The 20,096-nt window shown below is 31.9% G+C and carries 15 protein-coding genes and 1 tRNA gene; 6 read left to right on the top strand and 10 right to left on the bottom strand.

The window, feature by feature from the left end:
• Positions 1-21: 21 nt before the first annotated feature.
• The 7 genes from ilvC to mce form a co-directional block, all read right to left on the bottom strand.
• Positions 22-1,524 carry a ketol-acid reductoisomerase gene (gene ilvC / locus JAO71_RS01280; RefSeq protein WP_202998497.1) on the bottom strand — a complete coding sequence of 501 codons (1,503 nt, stop codon included), beginning with the start codon at positions 1,522-1,524 and terminating at the stop codon, positions 22-24.
• A gap of 23 nt (positions 1,525-1,547) precedes the next feature.
• The gene (gene ilvN, locus JAO71_RS01285; RefSeq protein ID WP_028288914.1) at positions 1,548-2,078 is read right to left on the bottom strand and encodes an acetolactate synthase small subunit; all 531 of its coding nucleotides are present in this window, start codon (positions 2,076-2,078) and stop codon (positions 1,548-1,550) included.
• Between the two features lies 1 nt (position 2,079).
• Positions 2,080-3,813 carry a biosynthetic-type acetolactate synthase large subunit gene (gene ilvB, locus JAO71_RS01290; RefSeq protein WP_116823729.1) on the bottom strand — a complete coding sequence of 578 codons (1,734 nt, stop codon included), beginning with the start codon at positions 3,811-3,813 and terminating at the stop codon, positions 2,080-2,082.
• A gap of 31 nt (positions 3,814-3,844) precedes the next feature.
• Complete coding sequence (gene ilvD, locus JAO71_RS01295; RefSeq protein WP_202998498.1) at positions 3,845-5,521, bottom strand: dihydroxy-acid dehydratase; 1,677 nt, start codon at positions 5,519-5,521, stop codon at positions 3,845-3,847.
• Between the two features lie 312 nt (positions 5,522-5,833).
• Entirely contained in the window at positions 5,834-7,477 is a 1,644-nt protein-coding gene (locus JAO71_RS01300) for a S8 family serine peptidase (RefSeq protein WP_202998499.1), read from the bottom strand.
• Between the two features lie 196 nt (positions 7,478-7,673).
• Positions 7,674-7,750 (bottom strand) — tRNA-Ile (locus tag JAO71_RS01305).
• A 56-nt stretch (positions 7,751-7,806) separates the two neighbouring features.
• Complete coding sequence (gene mce, locus JAO71_RS01310; RefSeq protein ID WP_028607225.1) at positions 7,807-8,208, bottom strand: methylmalonyl-CoA epimerase; 402 nt, start codon at positions 8,206-8,208, stop codon at positions 7,807-7,809.
• A gap of 84 nt (positions 8,209-8,292) precedes the next feature.
• Here mce and rbfA point away from each other — a divergent pair, with 84 nt between their 5' ends.
• Both rbfA and JAO71_RS01320 read left to right on the top strand, forming a co-directional pair.
• A complete protein-coding gene (rbfA, locus tag JAO71_RS01315; protein WP_028288910.1) occupies positions 8,293-8,688 on the top strand; it encodes a 30S ribosome-binding factor RbfA in 396 nt (131 codons plus the stop codon).
• Complete coding sequence (locus JAO71_RS01320; protein WP_202998500.1) at positions 8,689-9,894, top strand: ABC transporter permease; 1,206 nt, start codon at positions 8,689-8,691, stop codon at positions 9,892-9,894.
• A gap of 139 nt (positions 9,895-10,033) precedes the next feature.
• On the opposite strand, the gene dusB is transcribed toward JAO71_RS01320, so the two are convergent.
• On the bottom strand, positions 10,034-11,029 hold the full coding sequence (gene dusB, locus JAO71_RS01325; RefSeq protein ID WP_202998501.1) for a tRNA dihydrouridine synthase DusB: 996 nt from the start codon (positions 11,027-11,029) through the stop codon (positions 10,034-10,036).
• Between the two features lie 70 nt (positions 11,030-11,099).
• Between dusB and JAO71_RS01330 the strand changes: the two genes are divergently transcribed.
• From JAO71_RS01330 to JAO71_RS01340, 3 genes are all read left to right on the top strand, one after another.
• A complete protein-coding gene (locus tag JAO71_RS01330; protein WP_202998502.1) occupies positions 11,100-11,849 on the top strand; it encodes a prolipoprotein diacylglyceryl transferase in 750 nt (249 codons plus the stop codon).
• A 98-nt stretch (positions 11,850-11,947) separates the two neighbouring features.
• Positions 11,948-13,339 carry a radical SAM protein gene (locus JAO71_RS01335; RefSeq protein ID WP_116823736.1) on the top strand — a complete coding sequence of 464 codons (1,392 nt, stop codon included), beginning with the start codon at positions 11,948-11,950 and terminating at the stop codon, positions 13,337-13,339.
• A gap of 109 nt (positions 13,340-13,448) precedes the next feature.
• The gene (locus JAO71_RS01340) at positions 13,449-13,667 is read left to right on the top strand and encodes a hypothetical protein (RefSeq protein WP_051431100.1); all 219 of its coding nucleotides are present in this window, start codon (positions 13,449-13,451) and stop codon (positions 13,665-13,667) included.
• 7 nt (positions 13,668-13,674) lie between these two features.
• Here the strand turns inward: JAO71_RS01340 and JAO71_RS01345 are convergent, their stop codons facing one another.
• Positions 13,675-16,074, bottom strand: a complete 2,400-nt coding sequence (locus JAO71_RS01345; protein ID WP_202998503.1) for a TonB-dependent receptor domain-containing protein — start codon at positions 16,072-16,074, stop codon at positions 13,675-13,677.
• Positions 16,075-16,232: 158 nt separating this feature from the next.
• Between JAO71_RS01345 and lepA the strand changes: the two genes are divergently transcribed.
• The gene (lepA, locus tag JAO71_RS01350) at positions 16,233-18,029 is read left to right on the top strand and encodes a translation elongation factor 4 (RefSeq protein WP_028288903.1); all 1,797 of its coding nucleotides are present in this window, start codon (positions 16,233-16,235) and stop codon (positions 18,027-18,029) included.
• Between the two features lie 56 nt (positions 18,030-18,085).
• On the opposite strand, the gene JAO71_RS01355 is transcribed toward lepA, so the two are convergent.
• Entirely contained in the window at positions 18,086-19,930 is a 1,845-nt protein-coding gene (locus JAO71_RS01355) for a cation:proton antiporter (RefSeq protein ID WP_028288902.1), read from the bottom strand.
• Between the last annotated feature and the right edge of the window lie 166 nt (positions 19,931-20,096).

Below are 20,096 nucleotides of genomic sequence, written 5' to 3' on the forward strand. Positions count from 1 at the left end.
TAATTCGGGATAACAATTGATTTAAGCTAATACTGAATCTTCAGTTTTAACATCAGATTTTATAATTTTCATTGCTGTCATTGCTGCTCTTAATCGCTTACCAACCGTTTCGATTGGATGATTTCTAATGGCATCGTTTACTGCTATCAACTCGATATTATCAACACCTGTTGTTGTAGAAAATGATTTACCAATTATATCTGTTTCGACTGTTTTCATGAAATCTTTTAACAATGGTTTACATGCGTGATCAAATAAATAACAACCATATTCAGCAGTATCTGAAATTACTCTGTTCATTTCAAATAATTTTTTTCTAGCAATGGTGTTTGCAATTAATGGTAATTCGTGAAGTGATTCGTAATACGCAGAATCTTCAATAATTCCTGCACTTACCATGGTTTCGTAAGCTAACTCAACACCAGATTTCACAAATGCGACTAGTAAAGTTCCATGATCAAAATATTCTTGCTCAGAAATATGATCTGTTGTTAACGTTGTTTTTTCAAAAGCAGTTTCACCTGTTTCTGCTCTCCATTTTAAAAGATTTACATCATCATTTGCCCAATCTTCCATCATAGTTTTAGAGAAATGACCAGATATAATATCGTCCATATGTTTTTCGAATAAAGGACGCATGATGTCTTTTAATTCTTCTGACAATTGGTATGCTTTTATTTTTGCTGGATTAGACAAACGGTCCATCATGTTTGTAATTCCACCATGTTTTAAGGCTTCAGTAATGGTTTCCCAACCAAACTGAATTAATTTTGCAGCATAACCAGCTTCAATGCCTTCTGCAACCATTTTATCGAAAGACAAAATTGCTCCAGTTTGTAACAAACCACATAAAATAGTTTGCTCACCCATTAAATCACTTTTTACCTCAGCAACAAAAGACGATTCTAAAACACCAGCACGATGACCACCAGTTGCAGCTGCATAAGCTTTTGCCTGAGCCCAACCTTTATTTTCTGGATCATTTTCTGGATGCACAGCAATTAATGTTGGCACACCAAAACCACGTTTATACTCTTCACGTACTTCTGTTCCTGGACATTTTGGAGCAACCATAATGACGGTAATATCTTCTCTTACTTTAGTGCCTTCTTCTACAATATTAAATCCATGAGAATAACTTAGCGTAGCACCTTTTTTCATTAAAGGCATTACTGCTTCTACAACATTTGTGTGCTGTTTGTCTGGTGTTAAATTTAGCACCAAATCTGCAGTAGGAATTAAATCGTTGTAAGTTCCAACATTAAAGTCGTTAGACGTTGCGTTTTTGTACGATTCGCGTTCTTGATCAATTGCAACTTGCCTTAATGCAAACGCAATATCTAAACCTGAATCACGCATGTTTAGTCCTTGGTTTAAGCCTTGTGCACCACAACCAACAATTACGATTTTCTTTCCTTTTAATGCATTGACACCATCTTCAAACTCTGAAGCATCCATGAATCTACATTTACCTAATTGATCTAATTGGTTTCTTAATGATAATGTGTTGAAATAATTTGACATTGTCTTTTTATTTTAATTGTTGGTTATGCTTGAAAAGCTTCTAGCATTGTTGATATTTTCATTTCATCTTTTGTAACAGCAATACGTCCTGAGCGCGTAAATTGCATGATTCCAAAAGCACTTAATTCTCTATATAATAATTCTATTTCTTCTTTACGTCCGGACTTTTCAATAACAAAAAAGTCACGATTTACAGTTACAATTCTAGCATTACTTTCTTTAATAATATTCTGAATTTGTCGTTCTTCAAACAATAAATCAGACTTCATTTTAAAAATGCAAGACTCTTGATAAATGGTGTCTTCATCTGTATGAAAGTAAGCCTTAATAACTTCTACTTGTTTTTCAATTTGACCAATTATTTTTTTCATTTGGTCTTCGGTAATATTAACAACAATTGTAAATTTTGAAACACCTTCAATTTCTGAAACGGAAGAATTTATACTTTCAATATTTATATGCCTACGTTGAAATATTGCCGAAATACGATTTAATAATCCTATATTATTTTCGGTGTAAACCGAAACAGTATATATGTTGTTTTCTGCTTCCATATTATTCTAATCTTACGTCTGAAACTGATGCTCCTGTTGGTATCATTGGGAACACGTTACCTTCCTTTTCTACACAAACCTCTAAAAAGTATGGTCCATCTGTGTTTATCATTTTAGCAACTGCATCTTTTAAATCTTCTCGCTTAGTTACTTTTTCGGCTTCAATAAAATAGCCTTTTGCAATGGCAACAAAATCTGGATTTGTCATTTCTGTAGACGCATAACGTTTATCAAAAAACAACTGTTGCCATTGGCGAACCATACCTAAAAACTCGTTATTTAAAACCACAATTTTTACTGGTACTTTTTGCTGAAAAATAGTACCCAATTCTTGAATGGTCATTTGGTAACCACCATCTCCAGAAATTGAAATAACTTCTCGATCTGGAGCAGCCATTTTTGCTCCAATTGCAGCAGGCAAACCAAAGCCCATTGTACCTAATCCACCAGAAGTGATATTGCTTCTTGTTTTGTTGAAATTGGCATAACGACAAGCTATCATTTGATGTTGACCAACGTCTGTAACAATAGCTGCATCACCTTTAGTTTGCGAATTAATTTCTTTTAAAACTTCACCCATTGTTAAACCTTCTTTTGTAGGATAGATGTCGTTTTTTATTACTTTTTCATATTCAATAGCATATAAATCCTTAAATTTTTGATGCCATTCTGGATGTGTTTTTTCTTCTAAAAGCGGAAGTAAGGCAGCTAAACTTTCTTTTGCATCACCTAAAACTGCCACATCTGTTTTAACGTTTTTATCAATTTCGGCTGGATCAATTTCAAAATGAATCACTTTAGCCTGTTTAGCGTATGTAGATAAACTTCCGGTTACACGATCGTCGAAACGCATACCAATTGCAATTAAAAGGTCACACTGATTAGTCAACACATTTGGTGCATAATTACCATGCATACCTACCATACCAATATTTAAAGGATGAGATGTTGGTATTGCTCCTGCACCTAATATGGTCCAAGCAGAAGGGATTCCTGCTTTTTCAACAACCGCTTTAAATTCGGCTTCAGCCTGACCTAAAGACACACCTTGACCCCAAACAATCATTGGTTTTTTAGCAGCATTAATTAATTTTGCAGCAGCATCAACCTCACTATCATTTAATTTAGGAATTGGAATATAACTTCTAACACCTTTACATTTTTCGTATTTAAAATCGAACTCTTCGAATTGAGCATCCTTTGTAATATCTACTAAAACAGGACCTGGACGTCCACTTTTAGCAATATAAAAGGCTTTAGCCATAACTTCAGGAATCTCTGACGCTTTTGTAACTTGACAATTCCATTTTGTAACTGGCGTAGAAATACCAACAATATCTGTTTCTTGAAATGCATCACTACCCAATAAATGTGACGCTACTTGACCCGTAATACAAACCATTGGTGTGCTATCTATTTGTGCGTCTGCAATACCTGTAATTAAGTTTGTTGCTCCTGGTCCAGAGGTTGCAATTGCGACACCAACTTTACCCGAAATACGTGCATAACCTTGAGCAGAATGTGTTGCACCTTGCTCATGACGGGTTAACACATGGTGAATTTTATCTTGGTATTTGTAAAGCTCATCATAAACTGGCATGATTGCTCCTCCAGGATATCCATAAAGGACATCTACACCTTCGGCTAACAAACATTTTATAATTGCTTCACTTCCAGAAATACGCTCTGTAGTTTGCGTTGTGTTTGTTTCTTTCTTTATAGTTTTTGTATCCATATTACTCTATTTTGGATAATTAGTTTTTTTTTTAAAACTCGTCAGTTACACATCCTTTTGATGCTGATGATACCGTTTTAGCATATTTATATAGTACACCTTGTTTAAACTTTAAATCTGGTGCTTTCCATTCTTGTCTTCTTTTTTGTAAATCTTCTTCTGTAACTTCTAAAACAATGGAGTTTGTTTCGGCATCAATGGTAATCATGTCGCCATCTTTTACTAAAGCTATGTTACCACCTTCTTGAGCTTCTGGAGTAATGTGCCCAACTACAAAACCATGCGTTCCACCAGAGAAGCGACCATCTGTAATTAATGCTACATCTTTACCTAAACCTGCTCCCATAATTGCAGCAGTTGGCTTTAACATTTCTGGCATTCCTGGTCCTCCTTTTGGACCTTCGTAACGTATTACGACAACATCTCCTTTTTCTACTAATCCATCACGAATGCCATCATTGGCAGCATATTCGCCTTCAAACACTTTAGCTTTACCAATAAAACTTAAACCTTCTTTTCCTGTAATTTTAGCGACAGAACCTTCTGTGGCAAGATTACCATAAAGCATTCTTAAATGACCTGATATTTTTATTGGTTTTTCAATTGGCTTAATAACATCTTGACCTTCTTTTAGATCTTTTACATCCAATAAATTCTCTGCAATTGTTTTTCCTGTAACGGTTAAACAATCGCCATGAATTAATCCTTTTTTCAATAAATATTTTAAAACCGCAGGAATTCCGCCAACAGCATGAACATCTTCCATTAGGTATTTTCCGCTAGGCTTTAAGTCGGCTAAAAATGGTGTATTGTCACTTATATCTTGAAAATCTTTTAAAGTGAAATCGATATCTGCTGCTCTTGCAATTGCTAAAAAGTGAAGTACTGCATTTGTAGAACCTCCTAATATAGTAACTAATCGTACTGCGTTTTCTAGAGATTTACGCGTAATAATATCTGAAGGCTTAATATCCTTTTCTAATAACACACGCATGGCTTCACCTGCTTTAACAGACTCTTCTTTTTTATCATCACTTAATGCTGGATTAGACGAGTTAAACGGTAAAGTCATCCCTAAAGCCTCAATAGCTGAAGCCATAGTATTTGCAGTATACATACCACCACAAGCTCCTGCTCCTGGACAAGCTTTTTCGACTATATTTTGATATTCTGTTTCTTCCATGGTTCCAGCAACTTTGCTTCCCCAAGCTTCAAAAGCAGAAACGACATCTAGTTTTTTTCCATTATGGCAACCAGAATCAATGGTACCACCATAAACCAAAATGGATGGACGATTTAGCCTAATCATGGCAATTAAAGCTCCTGGCATATTTTTATCGCATCCAACCACTGTAATCAAACCATCATAACTCATGGCTTGTACTACGGTTTCCATAGAATCTGCAATAATATCTCTAGATGGTAATGAGTAACGCATTCCTGGTGTTCCCATAGAAATACCATCACTTACTCCAATAGTATTAAAAATAAGCCCGACAACATCTTCGTTTTTAGTACCCTTTTTAGCCAATTTAGCTAAATCATTAAGGTGCATGTTGCATGGATTACCTTCGTATCCTGTACTGGCAATACCAATAATAGGCTTAAAAAAATCTTCTTTTGTTAATCCAATAGCATGCAACATGGCTTGTGCTGCTGGTTGTGTTGGATCTTGCGTGACTGTTTTACTGTATTTATTTAACTCCATTGATGGTCGACTTCTATTTAAATATTAATCTAAATTAGAGGTTTGACATTTGGAAGATGGTTTTTTTTAAAAAAATAGACTAAGGCCAGGTAAGAAAAAGACGAATTAAACAATTGATAATCAGATGGCTGCGTGTTGTATAATATGACACCCAAGGTTCTTATTTTTTAAAAAAAAGAACTAGATATTAAAACAATAGACCATACTATGAAACATAATATATGTGTTATTTTGAAAATCAAATTTTACACTTAGTTATTGGACTTTAACAAAGTAGTTAAACTTGGGTAAATAGATTTTATGACTTAAAATTTATTTAGTATTGCTAATACTATCTGCCATAATTAAAGCATTGTAAGCATTAACAATTTTTCCAGACTTTGATAACTTATTAAAAGGTGTTTTAATTGAATCATTCCTTGTTAACTTAACAGGAAAAGTATATTCTACACCACTATCCATTATAATATGCTTTATTTCTGATGCTGTAAGGTTTGGGTAATATGATCTAATTAAAGCAGCGACACCAGTTGTTAGTGCACAGGATGCCGAAGTACCACCTGAAACAAATTTATAACTTTCTACTGAAGGAGTTGTGGTATAAATTTTTGTTCCTGGTGCAAATACATCAATATCTATTTTTCCATAATTAGAAAATGTTGCAAATAAATTTTCATTTGGATAATAAGTTGATGCTCCTACCTTGATAAAATTATCAGAAACTTCCTTACCGTTGTTAATGTTATCATTTGGATAATAGTTATTAAAAACATTTAAATTATAACTTGAATTACCAGCTCCAGAAACTACTAACACATCTTTTTCTTCAGCATATTTTAAAGCCTCGAAAACCCATTCTTTGTGTAGTGAAAATTCTTTACCAATACTCATATTAATAACTTTAGCACCATTATCTACAGCATATCGAATCGCTAAAGCTATATCTTTATCATGTTCGTCTCCACTTGACGATATTGATAACGCCATTATTTTTATATAATTAGAAAAACCATTAATACCTGTTTTATTGTTTCTTTTAGCAGCAATCAATCCAGCCATTAATGTTCCATGTTCTAAAAAATCAAGATCTTGATTAACTGTGTTATTTCCATAATTTGTGTCGTTTAAGTCTTCTGAATTATCATTAATTATAATTCTGTCATTGTATGAAGTATTTAATAACTTAGCCAAACGCTCGTTAGCTTGTATTGTACTTGATTTAATTTTTTCATCAGGAGCATACTTTATAAAGTTACTCATTCTTAGAGCATTAAATTGTAATATTGAATCATTAGTATGTGCCTGTTTTAAACTATCTAATTGCTTAATAGTGTAATTACCATCTTTGAAGTAAGAACTTAAAAATACCTTAGATTCCTTTTTCCACTTAGCAACATTTTGGATATTTATACTATCGTCTTTGGCAGATAATAATCGTTCAGCATATCTTTTTTTAGCACTTATATAATTACTATATAGTAATGAATCTTTTATTTCATTATTTAAAAAAGAAGAATTGTATTTTTTTAAAACTCTTGTAATTTCATAATTTACAAACAAGGTGTTTTCACCATTTTTATTACCAATAAAATTCCAGCCTTGTAGATCATCTGTATAACCATTCTCATCGTCATCAATATTATTATTGGGCACTTCATTTATATTAGTCCAAAAACTACTATTTAAATCCTCATGATTAATATCTATTGAGGTGTCAATAACAGCCACAATAATATCTTTTCCTTTTTTATCTTTTAAAATCGTATTGTATGCTTTGTCCAGACTTATGCCTGGAATAGAATCATCAATAATATCTTTATGATACCAAATTTTTAACTTTTTTTCAGAAAGATTTTTGATTGGTATAACTTTTTCTTGCTTTGATATGTAATTGTAATTCTTACACTGAAAAAATAAAAAAGGTATTGATAATAATAATATATACAAATTCTTCATTGGAAATGGCTAAACAGCTTTAATGTTTGATTTTACAAATCTAAAAAGTCAAAAATAACTTTTTAGATTTTAAGCAAATAATTCACATACAATAATCCAATTTTTAGAACTTTTTCTTTTCTATTTTTTTTTAGGCTTTGAAAATAAAAACTATTAAAAACAAAAAAACCGATTCAAATTAATGAATCGGTTTTAATGGTGGTCCCACATGGGCTCGAACCATGGACTTTCTGATTATGAGTCAGATACTCTAACCAACTGAGTTATAGGACCCGAAATTGGAGTGCAATATTACTATTTATTTTAAAGTCTTACAAGTCTTTTTTAAATTATTTGATCTCTTGACAAAGTTCTATCAGTACTCCGTTAGACGATTTTGGATGTAAAAATGCAACTAACTTATTGTCTGCTCCCTTTTTAGGGGTTTCATTTAAGACAATAAATCCTTCAGATTTTAATCTTAAAATTTCTGCATTTATATCATCTACAGCAAAAGCAATGTGATGAATTCCTTCTCCTTTTTTCTCTAAAAACTTTGCAATTGGGCTTTCTGGCTTAGTAGCCTCTAATAATTCTATCTTATTTGGTCCAACTTCAAAAAAAGAGGTATTAACACCTTCGCTTTCTACAGTTTCAATTTTATAGTGTGATTTGCCAAAAAGTTTTGCAAAAAGTGCATTAGATTGCTCTAAATTTTTGACTGCTATACCAATATGTTCTATTTTTTCCATCTTATTATATAATTTAAGGTATAATAATTGCTTAATTATGCCTTAAAAGTAATATATTCTTGTAATAACAACTATTTTTGCAGTATGGAAGAAAGTCAAAGACAAAAAAAAATAGCTTCGGTTTTACAACGTGATTTAGTAGATATCCTTCAAGGTGCTGCTACACAAGGTGGAATGCGAGGTGTAATTATATCTGTATCTAAAGTTAGAGTAACTGCCGATTTAACAGACGCTAAAGTGTATTTAAGTATTTTCCCTAACAATAAGGCTAAAGAGCTTTTAGAAGGAATTAGAGCTAACAAACCCATGATTAGACATGAGTTAGCACAACGCACAAAAAATCAATTGCGTAGAATGCCTGTGTTAGAATTTTATGTAGATGATAGCTTAGAGCACATTGATAAAATTGAAAAATCGCTTAAAGGTGAAGATAACCCGATACAAAATCCTGATTTACTAGATAACCGTAAAAAAGGATAATTGAATTTTTCATTATACATAGCTAAACGCTACATACGTAGTAAAAGTAGTAACAACGCCATAAACTTTATTACAATAATTGCTATTGTAGGTATTGTTTTAGGTGCTGCTTCTTTATTTATTGTTTTATCTGGTTTTGCAGGATTACGTGATTTTACTTTAGAATTTTCTAGTATTATAGATCCTGATTTAAAAGCCGAAACGTCCATAGGCAAATCCTTTGCTATAAATACAAATCAAGACAAACAGTTACAAGCTATTGATGGTGTTGCTAATTTTTCTAAAATAGTTGAAGAGCGTATCATTGCTTCTTCTGATGGTACTAATCATCCTGCTTACATCAAAGGAGTAGACGAGAATTATCAAAAAATAACAGCTATTGACTCTGTAATACCATATGGTAATTGGTTATATCCAGATACACCGCAAATTGTTTCAGGTTGGGCTATTTCCAATCGTTTATCTTTTTTTATAAACGATTACAATAAAACTATAACCTTATCTGTGCCAAAACCAGGTAAAGGCCAAATAAACTCTCAAAGTCAAGCCTTAAACCAAGTTAATACAGTTAATGTTGGTATTTATGATATAAACGAAGAACTAAATAACAAATACATATTTGCGTCCATAGAGACTGCACGTCGTCTTTTAAATTATCAACCAAACCAAGTAACTAGTTTAGAGTTTAAATTAACAGAAAACGCAGACGAAGACGTTGTTAAAGCTAAAATTAAAACCATTTTAGGTCAAAATATTATCTTAAAAAACAAAGACCAACTAAACGATGCTATCTATAAAATGTTAAATACCGAAAATTTAGCAGTTTATTTAATCTTTACTTTAGTCCTAATTATTGCATTATTTAATGTAATAGGCTCTATTGTTATGATGATATTAGATAAAAAGAAAACCTTAAACACCCTTTTTAACCTTGGAGCTTCGGTTAAAGACATCCGAAACATCTTTTTTTATCAAGGTATTTTAATGACGTTTATTGGCGGATTTATTGGACTATTAATAGGTTACATTGTAATACAATTACAAGCAAGCTATGATTTAATTATGATTACTCCTAGCCTACCTTACCCTGTAGCAATTCATTTTAAAAACTTTATAATAGTCATGCTTACAATTTCTGTTTTAGGTCTTATTGCCTCAAAAATTGCAGCTTCACGTATTACACGAGACTTAGTAAAGACTAATTAAAATTTGGGCAAGTTGCCTTAACAGGCAAACAGGCTCACGCAACTCGCTCTCTTCGAGGAGCTCAAACACATTGCTTCATCCTTCTTGCGCTTACTGTTATATTTAGTTAGCGCTTTGCTTAACTAAGTAAGCATATAAATTAATTTGTAAACTGAAAATCACCAAACTTTTCTAAAACCTCATCAAAAGCAGCAAAAACATCTACTGAAGCATCACTAGTTACCATTTTCATGCGGTGTTCTTTAAAATGCGGAATACCTTTAAAGTAATTTGTGTAATGACGTCTGGTTTCAAAAACCCCAAGGATTTCTCCTTTCCAATCAATAGACATTTGTAAGTGTCTTCTAGCAGCTTCTACACGCTCTTGCATAGTAATTGGTCTGTAATGTTCTCCTGTTTCAAAAAAGTGCTTTACTTGTTTAAAAAACCAAGGATTACCAATTGTTGCACGACCAATCATACAACCATCTAAACCATATTGATCACGCATCAACATTGCTTTTTCCGGACTGTCTACATCTCCATTTCCAAATACAGGAATATGCATACGTGGATTATTTTTTACAGCTGCAATAGGTTTCCAGTCGGCTTCACCTTTATACATTTGTGCTCTGGTACGACCATGTATTGCTATAGATTTTATACCAACGTCCTGAAGACGTTCTGCAACCTCAACTATTTTAATAGAGTCATGATCCCAACCTAATCTGGTTTTAACGGTAACAGGTATATCTGTACGTTTAACCATTTCGGCAGTTAGTTGCTCCATTAAACAGATATCTTTTAAAATACCAGCACCTGCACCTTTACTTACAACTTTTTTAACAGGACAACCAAAATTAATATCTATAATATCCGGTTTAGACTCTGCTACTATATCTATGGTTTGTAACATACTATCTAGATTAGCTCCAAATATTTGAATACCGACAGGACGTTCTTTTTCGTAAATATCTAATTTCATAACGCTTTTTGCTGCGTTACGTATTAAACCTTCACTACTAACAAACTCTGTATACACCACATCTGCACCTTGCTCTTTACACAACGCTCTAAATGGTGGGTCTGACACATCTTCCATTGGCGCTAACAACAATGGGAAGTCTGGAAGTTCTATATTACCTATTTTTACCACGATACAATTTTGGTGCAAAATTAGTATTTTTTAGGTAATTGTGTATATTTAACTAATAATCTATCTTTATTTGGATCTACCTTTAAATCTTAAAATTTTTGATATTGCTATAAACATCCATCTAGTTTTAGAATATCTAGCCTTTTTTATAGCCTTTAGATATTATGTGTTTTTAAGAAAAAGTCACACAGATATTATTACTAGTAACAATAGATTATCTATAATTTTAGGTGCTGCTTTAGGCGCTTTAATTGGATCACGATTGGTTGGTTTTTTAGAAAACCCAACAATATCCTTAAGTGTTAATAACCTTTTTACATTATTAAATACTAAAACCATAATGGGTGGATTATTTGGTGGTTTACTTGGTGTGGAATTAGCAAAAAAAATTATTGGCGAAAAACACTCGTCTGGAGATTTATTTGTGTTTCCTATTATATTAGGCATCTTTATTGGTCGTATTGGTTGTTTTTTATCTGGTATTAACGAGTTTACTTATGGTAAAGTAACTACTTCTGCTTTTGGAATGGATTTAGGTGACGGTTTGATGCGTCATCCTACGTCTTTACATGAGCTTGTTTTTTTAATCTTTTTATTTGTTGCTTTAAAAGCTGTAAACCATAATTTCCGATTGAAAAATGGTGATTTATTCAAGCTTTTTATGCTTAGTTATTTTGGTTTTAGATTTTGTATCGAATTTATAAAACCTAATGTGTTTTATACTTTTGGCTTAAGTAGTATCCAAATATTATGTGTAATTTGTTGGTTGTATTACAGCAAGTTTATTGTTAGTCTATTAATTGGCAAACACCTGCGTTAGCGATAGAAACGGTATCCTTTTTTGAGGTACGATAAAAAAGATTTAGTGGATAGCGCGACCCTTGTGGTAACGCCCAAATAATGATAAAAAAACAAAAAATGCCTGTTAGAAAATATACCTATTACGATTTTACTTTAAGCTTATGTCCTGAGTGTTTAAAGCGTGTGGATGCTAAAATTGTCTTTGAAGATGGTAATGTGTACATGCTTAAGCGTTGTAAGGAACATGGCAATAGTAAAGTGCTAATTGCAGACGATATTGAGTATTATAAAAACATACGTAACTACAATAAGCCTAGCGAAACACCTTATACCTTTAACACGAAAACGGACTATGGTTGCCCTTACGATTGCGGTTTATGCCCTGACCATGAGCAACATAGTTGTTTGACTGTTGTAGAAGTGACGGATCGTTGTAATTTAACGTGTCCAACTTGTTATGCAGGATCGTCTCCGACGTATGGTAGACATCGTACTTTGGACGAAGTTAAAGCCATGCTAGACACTATTGTTAGAAATGAAAAGGAACCTGATGTGGTACAGATATCTGGTGGAGAACCAACCATACATCCCCAGTTTTGGGACATTATGGACTACGCCAAAACGTTACCGATTAGGCATTTAATGCTGAATACTAATGGGATTAAAATTGCTAAAGATTTTGCTTTCGCGGAAAGATTAAAAACCTACGCTCCTGACTTTGAAATTTATTTACAATTTGATTCGTTTGAAAACAGTGTGTTGCGCGAGCTTCGTGGTGCAGATTTAAATGATATCCGTAAACAGGCTATTAAAAACCTAAACAAATTAAACCTATCAACAACTTTAGTGGTCACTCTACAGAAGGGATTAAATGATGGCGAGATTGGTAAAATTATTGACTATGCTTTGAAACAAAAGTGTGTTAGAGGTGTAACTTTACAACCAACACAAATTGCTGGTAGATTAGATAATTTTAATCCGGAAACGGATAGAATGACCATTACTGAGGTACGTCGAAAAATAATGGAACAAACCAATATTTTTAATGCCGACGATTTGCTTCCTGTACCTTGTAATCCGGATGCATTGGTTATGGGATATGCGCTTAAATTGGAAGATGAAGTGTTTCCGTTAACGCGCTATATTAATCCAAACGATTTATTAGATAACAGTAAAAACACTATTATTTATGAGCAAGATGAAGCGTTGCAAGGTAAAATGGTAGAGTTATTTAGCACAGGAAACTCGGTTGAGGTTGCTGAAGAAAACCTAAAATCCATTATGTGTTGTTTACCAAATATTGATGCACCAGAATTAGGTTACGATAATTTATTTAGAGTCATTATTATGCAATTTATTGATGCTTATAATTTTGATGTTAGAGCCATTAAAAAATCATGTGTGCATATTGTGGATAAAGACAATAAAATTATCCCGTTTGAAACCATGAATTTATTTTATCGTGATGATAAAAAAGCGCGTTTAGAACAACTTAGAAACGACATATAAATGTCTATCGTGTTTATACCGTATTTACTATTATCTAATAATAGTTTAAGTAACTGTGAAAATATTTTTATATAACTGAAGACAAATAAACCTTTTAATAAATAATACTATGACTACATTTTTTTTAATCGAGGCTACAGGAGGTGGTGGTGGCTATGGAGGTATTGTTGTGTTTTTTTTAGCTTTAATGTTAATTCCTCCAATTTTATTTTGTGTAATTGGTTTTTATTTACTCAAAAAAAATAAAAAAGCAGCTAAAGTATTATTTATACTAGCTGCTGTTTATTTAATTATAAGCTTAGGTGTCTGTGGAAGTATGTTAAGCTAAATTTTTGTTATTTTAAGCGGTTACGCTCTGTATGGCTTTTAGTATTTTGATTAGTTTGTAATGTGGTGTTACCAAACTTATAGCTAAATCCTAGTTTTACGTATCTTGTATCTAAATCATGAAATACGTAGTTATTTTGATTTGCAAATCTACTTCTTGACCCAATATCTTGTAGGTTTGGTATATCCGAAAACATTAAACTTACCGATCCTTTATTATTTAAAACCTTTTTACTTAAAGATAAGTTTGAAAATAAAAACGAGTCACCAAAAACTGTTCCCTGTAAAAATTTAGTAGAATATGCAAGAGACAAATTAACGGATAAACTATTATCTTTTAGCATACTAAAGCTACTACTTAGCTCTGAGTAATTAATCCATTGATTAAAATTATAGGTTTGATTATTATAATCTACATCCAAATCGTGATTATAAATACTGTTTAAAAAATAAACTGAATATTTATTAGATATGTATAAATCTGCTAAAAAATCAAGACCATACTCGTTAATACTTTTAATGTTGGTTGGAGAAAACACAAACAGGTTAGCTGCATTATCTTGGATAGGTAACTCTACAATTTGATTAGAAATGGTTTTATAATATGCTTCTATTGTAAAACTATTATTTATAGTAGTTCCAATGGTTGAATAAGTTGTAAATGAAGGTCGTAAATCAGGATTACCGGTTACTATAGTATTATCGTTTAAAAAGAAATTAAATGGGTTAAGATTTGTGTATTTTGGTCTTTGAATAAATCTACTAAAACTAGCATGTAAACTAGCTTTATCAAAAGCTTCCCAACTAATATTAAATTTAGGAAACCATTCTAAATAATCTTGGATATTTGTGGTATTTGTTTCCGGAGAAAACCCTTCAATATTAGTTTGCTCTAACCTTAATCCACCAGAAACACTCCATTTATCCCAACTTTTGTCGTAACTAATATAACCTGCAAAAACGGATTCGTCATAATCAAAAGCATTTGTATTAGCTGTATTTAAAGTTTGGTTTCCAGTGGTTTGATCAATATCAAACTGCGTAATATCACTATAGGTTTTAATATTAGACATTTTAATACCCATTGCTAAATTAGCACTATCATCTAATGCTAAATCATAATCTAGTTTAGACGATAAAATTTCGGTAGTTTGATTATTTAATGTTTTAAATCCTGTACTAAAATCTGATGTTGGATCTTGAAAGTAGTAATCCGAATTTACATGTTGATTTCTTTGGTAATCGTACTTTGTATAATGCGCGTTAATTGAAAGTTTAGACTGGTCAGTAAACTTTAGCTTATAATCTAAATCTGTACCTATATTATACTTATCATCTTGAGATGAATTATGGGATCTAAAATTATAATTATCTGTACCTTGCAAATCGTTTACAACAGTGTTACCCTTTGTATTGTAATCAAAATACGGTAAATACAATACATTTGAAGTCAAGCTTAATGTATTATTATCATCAATAAAATAATCGAAATTTAAATTAGCATTGTGCGTTTTTGAAGTTGTATTTCTGTTTAAATCTGTTTTCCAAAACTGAGAAAAAATATCGTTATTTTGATAAGTAATTTCTTCTATATTATTTCTATTAACTTTACTGTGTTTATAATTATAATTTAAATTAATATTTAATTTATTAGTTTTATAAAACTGACTTAAACCACCTGTATATCTTGGAAAAACACCTTGCGTATAACTTGTATTAACGACTCCTCTGTAACCCATAATTAGGTTTTTACCCATAATAATTTTTAAAACTACTCCGCTTGAAGCATCATATTTAGCTGGTGGATTTGTAATGACTTCAACTTTTTGAATAGAGTTAGCAGATGAGTTATCTAATAACGTTGACAACTCAGATGCAGATAAATTTACCTTTCGGTCGTTAATATAAATTGTTGGATTGGTGTTTTTAACCATTATATCACCATTCATAACTAAAACTCCTGGTGTACTTTTTAGTACATCAAGTACTGTACCTTCAATTAAGGCTGTATTTTCTACATTAAATACTAACCGATCAACTTGTTTAGTAAAAGTTGGTTTTTTAACGTTAACAGTTACTTCTCCTAAAGTTTCAGTTGATGGACTTAATATTATTGTAGCAACAGACTGACTAGAATCTAATGTTATATTCTGACTTTTACTATCACATCCTACATAAGACACCTTTAAAGTATAACTTCCTGATTGTAATGAAGTAATATTATATTGTCCAGCATCATCAGTACTTGAACCTGAAATAATTTCAGAAGCATCTGCATTATAAAGTATAGCATTTGCGTAAGCTATTGGTGTGTTATTGCTATCTACAACTTGTCCAGAAATGGTTAAATCCTGTGCAAAGCCAGTTACAGAAATGCATAAAAAAAGCAAAAAATTAAAGCGATTCATTATAAATAAGTTAAAAGCGCAAGATAATAATAGTGAAACTTATATAACTGTGGTAAAAACCATAAATTCAAGTCTCTTTGTATTAATAAGAAAAATCAAAAAAAGCTCAATAATTACTTTATATTTGCAACATCCTTAATTTATAAGGAGATTTGACTATGAAGAACATCAGAAATTTTTGCATTATTGCACATATTGATCACGGAAAAAGCACATTAGCCGACCGTTTATTGGATACAACAGGATCAGTAACTGCTAGAGAAAAACAAAACCAGCTTTTAGATAATATGGATTTAGAGCGCGAACGTGGTATTACCATTAAATCGCACGCTATTCAAATGGATTACATATACGAAGGTGAAGAGTATGTTTTAAACCTAATTGACACACCAGGTCACGTAGATTTTTCTTATGAAGTATCAAGATCTATTGCTGCCTGTGAAGGTGCATTACTAATTGTTGATGCTGCACAAAGTATACAAGCACAAACCATTTCTAATCTTTACTTAGCTTTAGAAAATGATTTAGAAATTATTCCTGTACTTAACAAAGTAGATTTACCTAGTGCAAATCCTGAAGAAGTTACAGATGATATCGTAGATTTATTAGGTTGTGATCCCTCTGAAGTTATTCATGCTAGTGGTAAAACTGGTTTTGGAGCAGAAGATATATTACAAGCCATTATTGAGCGTATTCCTGCACCAAAAGGAGATCCTGAAGCACCATTACAAGCTTTAATATTTGATTCGGTTTACAATACATTTAGAGGTATTGAAACGTATTTTAGAGTCTTTAATGGTGAAATTAAAAAAGGACAAAAAATTAAATTTGTTGCCACAGGAAGAGATTATAATGCAGACGAAGTTGGTACACTTAAACTTACGCAAATAGCAAAACAAACCGTTAAAACTGGTGATGTAGGATACTTAATTACAGGTATTAAGACTGCAAAAGAAGTTAAAGTTGGAGATACTATTACTGACTTTGAAAACCCAACGACTAATATTGTCGAAGGTTTTGAGGACGTAAAACCAATGGTATTCGCTGGTATTTATCCAGTTGATACTGAAGATTATGAAGAGTTAAGAAACAGTATGGAAAAACTGCAACTTAATGACGCCTCTTTAGTTTTTCAACCAGAAAGCTCTGCTGCATTAGGTTTTGGTTTTAGATGTGGATTTTTAGGAATGTTACACATGGAAATCATTCAAGAACGTTTAGAACGTGAGTTTGATATGACTGTAATTACTACTGTACCTAACGTATCGTATCACGCATTTACCAATAAAAATCCAGACGATGCTTTTATTGTTAACAACCCAAGTGATTTACCAGATCCTTCAACAGTAAACCGTGTTGAAGAACCTTTTATTAAAGCAACCATTATTACTAAAGCGGACTTTGTTGGTAATGTTATGAGCTTATGTATAGAAAAACGTGGTATGATCATGAATCAAACCTATTTAACCACAGAGCGAGTAGAATTAACCTTCGAAATGCCTTTAGCAGAAATAGTTTTTGATTTTTATGACAGATTAAAAACAGTATCAAAAGGATACGCTTCTTTTGACTACCATCCAATAGGTATGAAAGTATCTAAACTAGTCCGTTTAGACGTCTTATTAAATGCACAACCAGTAGATGCCTTATCAGCTTTAATTCATGCAGATAATGCGCATAATATTGGTAAAAAAATGTGTGAAAAGCTAAAAGAATTAATTCCACGTCAACAGTTTGACATTCCTATTCAAGCAGCAATTGGAGCCAAGATTATAGCAAGAGAAACCGTAAAAGCATTACGTAAAGATGTAACTGCAAAATGTTATGGTGGAGATATTTCGCGTAAGCGTAAATTATTAGAAAAACAGAAAAAAGGTAAAAAACGTATGCGTCAAGTAGGTAATGTAGAGATACCTCAGCAAGCGTTTATGGCTGTTTTAAAGCTAAACGATTAAATTAATAATTACTACATATAAAAAAACCTTCATTTTAAAATGAAGGTTTTTTTATTTTATACTGTATCTACTTTTTCGACATCTAGAGGTTTTCCTAGGTATACTAGGTAATACCCTTCTTTAGCCTCTTCAATCTCTGTATTGTAAGATGATATTATGTGCAGTTGTCCTTCATCATCTTTAATAAATAATGGTATAATGTCTTTATCCTTTTGAGTGGTGCCAATAAGATCTTTTAAATGATCTTTATCAATAATTTCAATTTCTTGTATACTAGGAAAATTTCTAGTTACTTCTGTTAATGTATTAAAGTCATCCGTATGAGAAAATAATCCTTCATGTGGATTGTTGTTGTCATCTAGCATTTCTTCGGTAGATACTAACCTAAAAGCACCATTTTCTCCAAATTGCTTACTAAATTTATTAATAGCGTATTTATTAATATCGTTATTTCCTGTTAAAGCCATTAAATAACCAACATCGTTAAGCTCTATATTATCAGTTAATGTTTCTGAATAAATATTAGTATTAATAGCCTCTAAACCAAGCTCCTTCGCTTTATTAATATTATTTTGATTACTATCTATTAATACAACATGTCTACCATGAGACTCTAAATAATGACCAATTAAACGTGATACTTTTGATGCTCCAACAATTAAAATTCCGTTAGACTGTGTTAAAAACACACCAACCAATTTAGCAAAAAGTCTTGCTGTTGTTGCGTTTAAAAGTACTGTACCAAGTACAATTACAAATACTAAAGGTGTAATATATTCTGCACCATAAACCCCTTTGCTAGCCAATTTTAAACCAAATAAAGAAGCAATACCTGCAGCGACTATACCACGTGGACCAACCCAACTAATAAAAAGTTTTTCGTTTAATTTTAATTTAGAACCATGTGTACTTAAAAACACACCTACAGGTCTAACTATAAAAACTATAACAGCAAATAATGCAGCTGTTTTCCAATTATAAATTAAAAGTAACTCACTATAATTAATATTAGCAGCTAGCAAAATAAATAGTATAGAAATTAATAAAACACTTAAAGATTCTTTAAAGTATAAAAGGTCTTTTAAGTAAGGAGAGTTAGAGTTACCTAAAACCATTCCCATAACCACAACAGCAAGTAATCCAGACTCATGTGCAAATACATCAGACAAGACAAAAACACCTAAAACAGCTGCTAAAGCAAACACATTTAATAGGTAATGTGGCACCCATTTTTTATTAATTATAAAGTTTAAAGCGTGTGCAAAAGTAAATCCAAAAGTAGCTCCAAACAATACAATTTTACCAAACTCGATTAAAGCGGTTTTAGTAAACTCTCCTCCTGCATCAACACTAATAAACTCAAAAACCAATACTGCAACTAAAGCACCTATTGGATCTATTAAAATACCTTCCCATTTTAATACTGCAGAGATGTCTTTTTTTAACGGAATGTTTCTTAAAATAGGAGTAATTACCGTTGGACCTGTAACAATAATAAGACCAGAAAACAAATACGAAATCTCCCAAGACAGCCCAAAAATATAATGTGCAGCAGCTCCAGCTCCAAAAAAGGTAACCAATGAGCCTAAAGATATTAGCTTAGTAATTACTGGTCCAACATTTTTAATTTCGCTCATTTTAAGTGTCAATCCACCTTCAAATAAAATAATACTAATGGCTAAGGACACAAAGTAAAATAAACTTTCACCAGGAAACAGACCTTCTTCTCCATTCCAAATTGGTTCAATCCATTTAGTACCATCTTCGCTTAAAAATTCGGCAGCAATTGGACCAACTAATAATCCAATTAAAATTAAAGGTAAAATTGCAGGAATCTTAAATTTCCAAGCAACCCATTGGGCTAAAATCCCTAAAATAATTATTCCTCCTAACTCTATCATTCAGTTTCGTTTTTGTGAAAATACTAATTCTTTAATTCTTCATCTATAATTTAAGTCAAATTTAGAGTAAAAAGTTAGTTTTTACCTACCACAGCTCATGTTAGCTTATTTTTTTAAGCTAAAAAAATAGTATCTTACCGCTTTATCATTAATAACTTTAATTACA

Origin of the sequence: Olleya sediminilitoris (assembly GCF_016785945.1) — a bacterium.
Taxonomy (GTDB): domain Bacteria; phylum Bacteroidota; class Bacteroidia; order Flavobacteriales; family Flavobacteriaceae; genus Olleya; species Olleya sediminilitoris.

Coding starts and splice junctions, on each gene's coding strand:
- ilvC (WP_202998497.1), bottom strand. CDS start 1,524: ATGTCAAATTATTTCAACACATTATCATTAAGAAACCAATTAGATCAA.
- ilvN (WP_028288914.1), bottom strand. CDS start 2,078: ATGGAAGCAGAAAACAACATATATACTGTTTCGGTTTACACCGAAAAT.
- ilvB (WP_116823729.1), bottom strand. CDS start 3,813: ATGGATACAAAAACTATAAAGAAAGAAACAAACACAACGCAAACTACA.
- ilvD (WP_202998498.1), bottom strand. CDS start 5,521: ATGGAGTTAAATAAATACAGTAAAACAGTCACGCAAGATCCAACACAA.
- JAO71_RS01300 (WP_202998499.1), bottom strand. CDS start 7,477: ATGAAGAATTTGTATATATTATTATTATCAATACCTTTTTTATTTTTT.
- mce (WP_028607225.1), bottom strand. CDS start 8,208: ATGGAAAAAATAGAACATATTGGTATAGCAGTCAAAAATTTAGAGCAA.
- rbfA (WP_028288910.1), top strand. CDS start 8,293: ATGGAAGAAAGTCAAAGACAAAAAAAAATAGCTTCGGTTTTACAACGT.
- JAO71_RS01335 (WP_116823736.1), top strand. CDS start 11,948: ATGCCTGTTAGAAAATATACCTATTACGATTTTACTTTAAGCTTATGT.
- JAO71_RS01340 (WP_051431100.1), top strand. CDS start 13,449: ATGACTACATTTTTTTTAATCGAGGCTACAGGAGGTGGTGGTGGCTAT.
- JAO71_RS01345 (WP_202998503.1), bottom strand. CDS start 16,074: ATGAATCGCTTTAATTTTTTGCTTTTTTTATGCATTTCTGTAACTGGC.
- lepA (WP_028288903.1), top strand. CDS start 16,233: ATGAAGAACATCAGAAATTTTTGCATTATTGCACATATTGATCACGGA.
- JAO71_RS01355 (WP_028288902.1), bottom strand. CDS start 19,930: ATGATAGAGTTAGGAGGAATAATTATTTTAGGGATTTTAGCCCAATGG.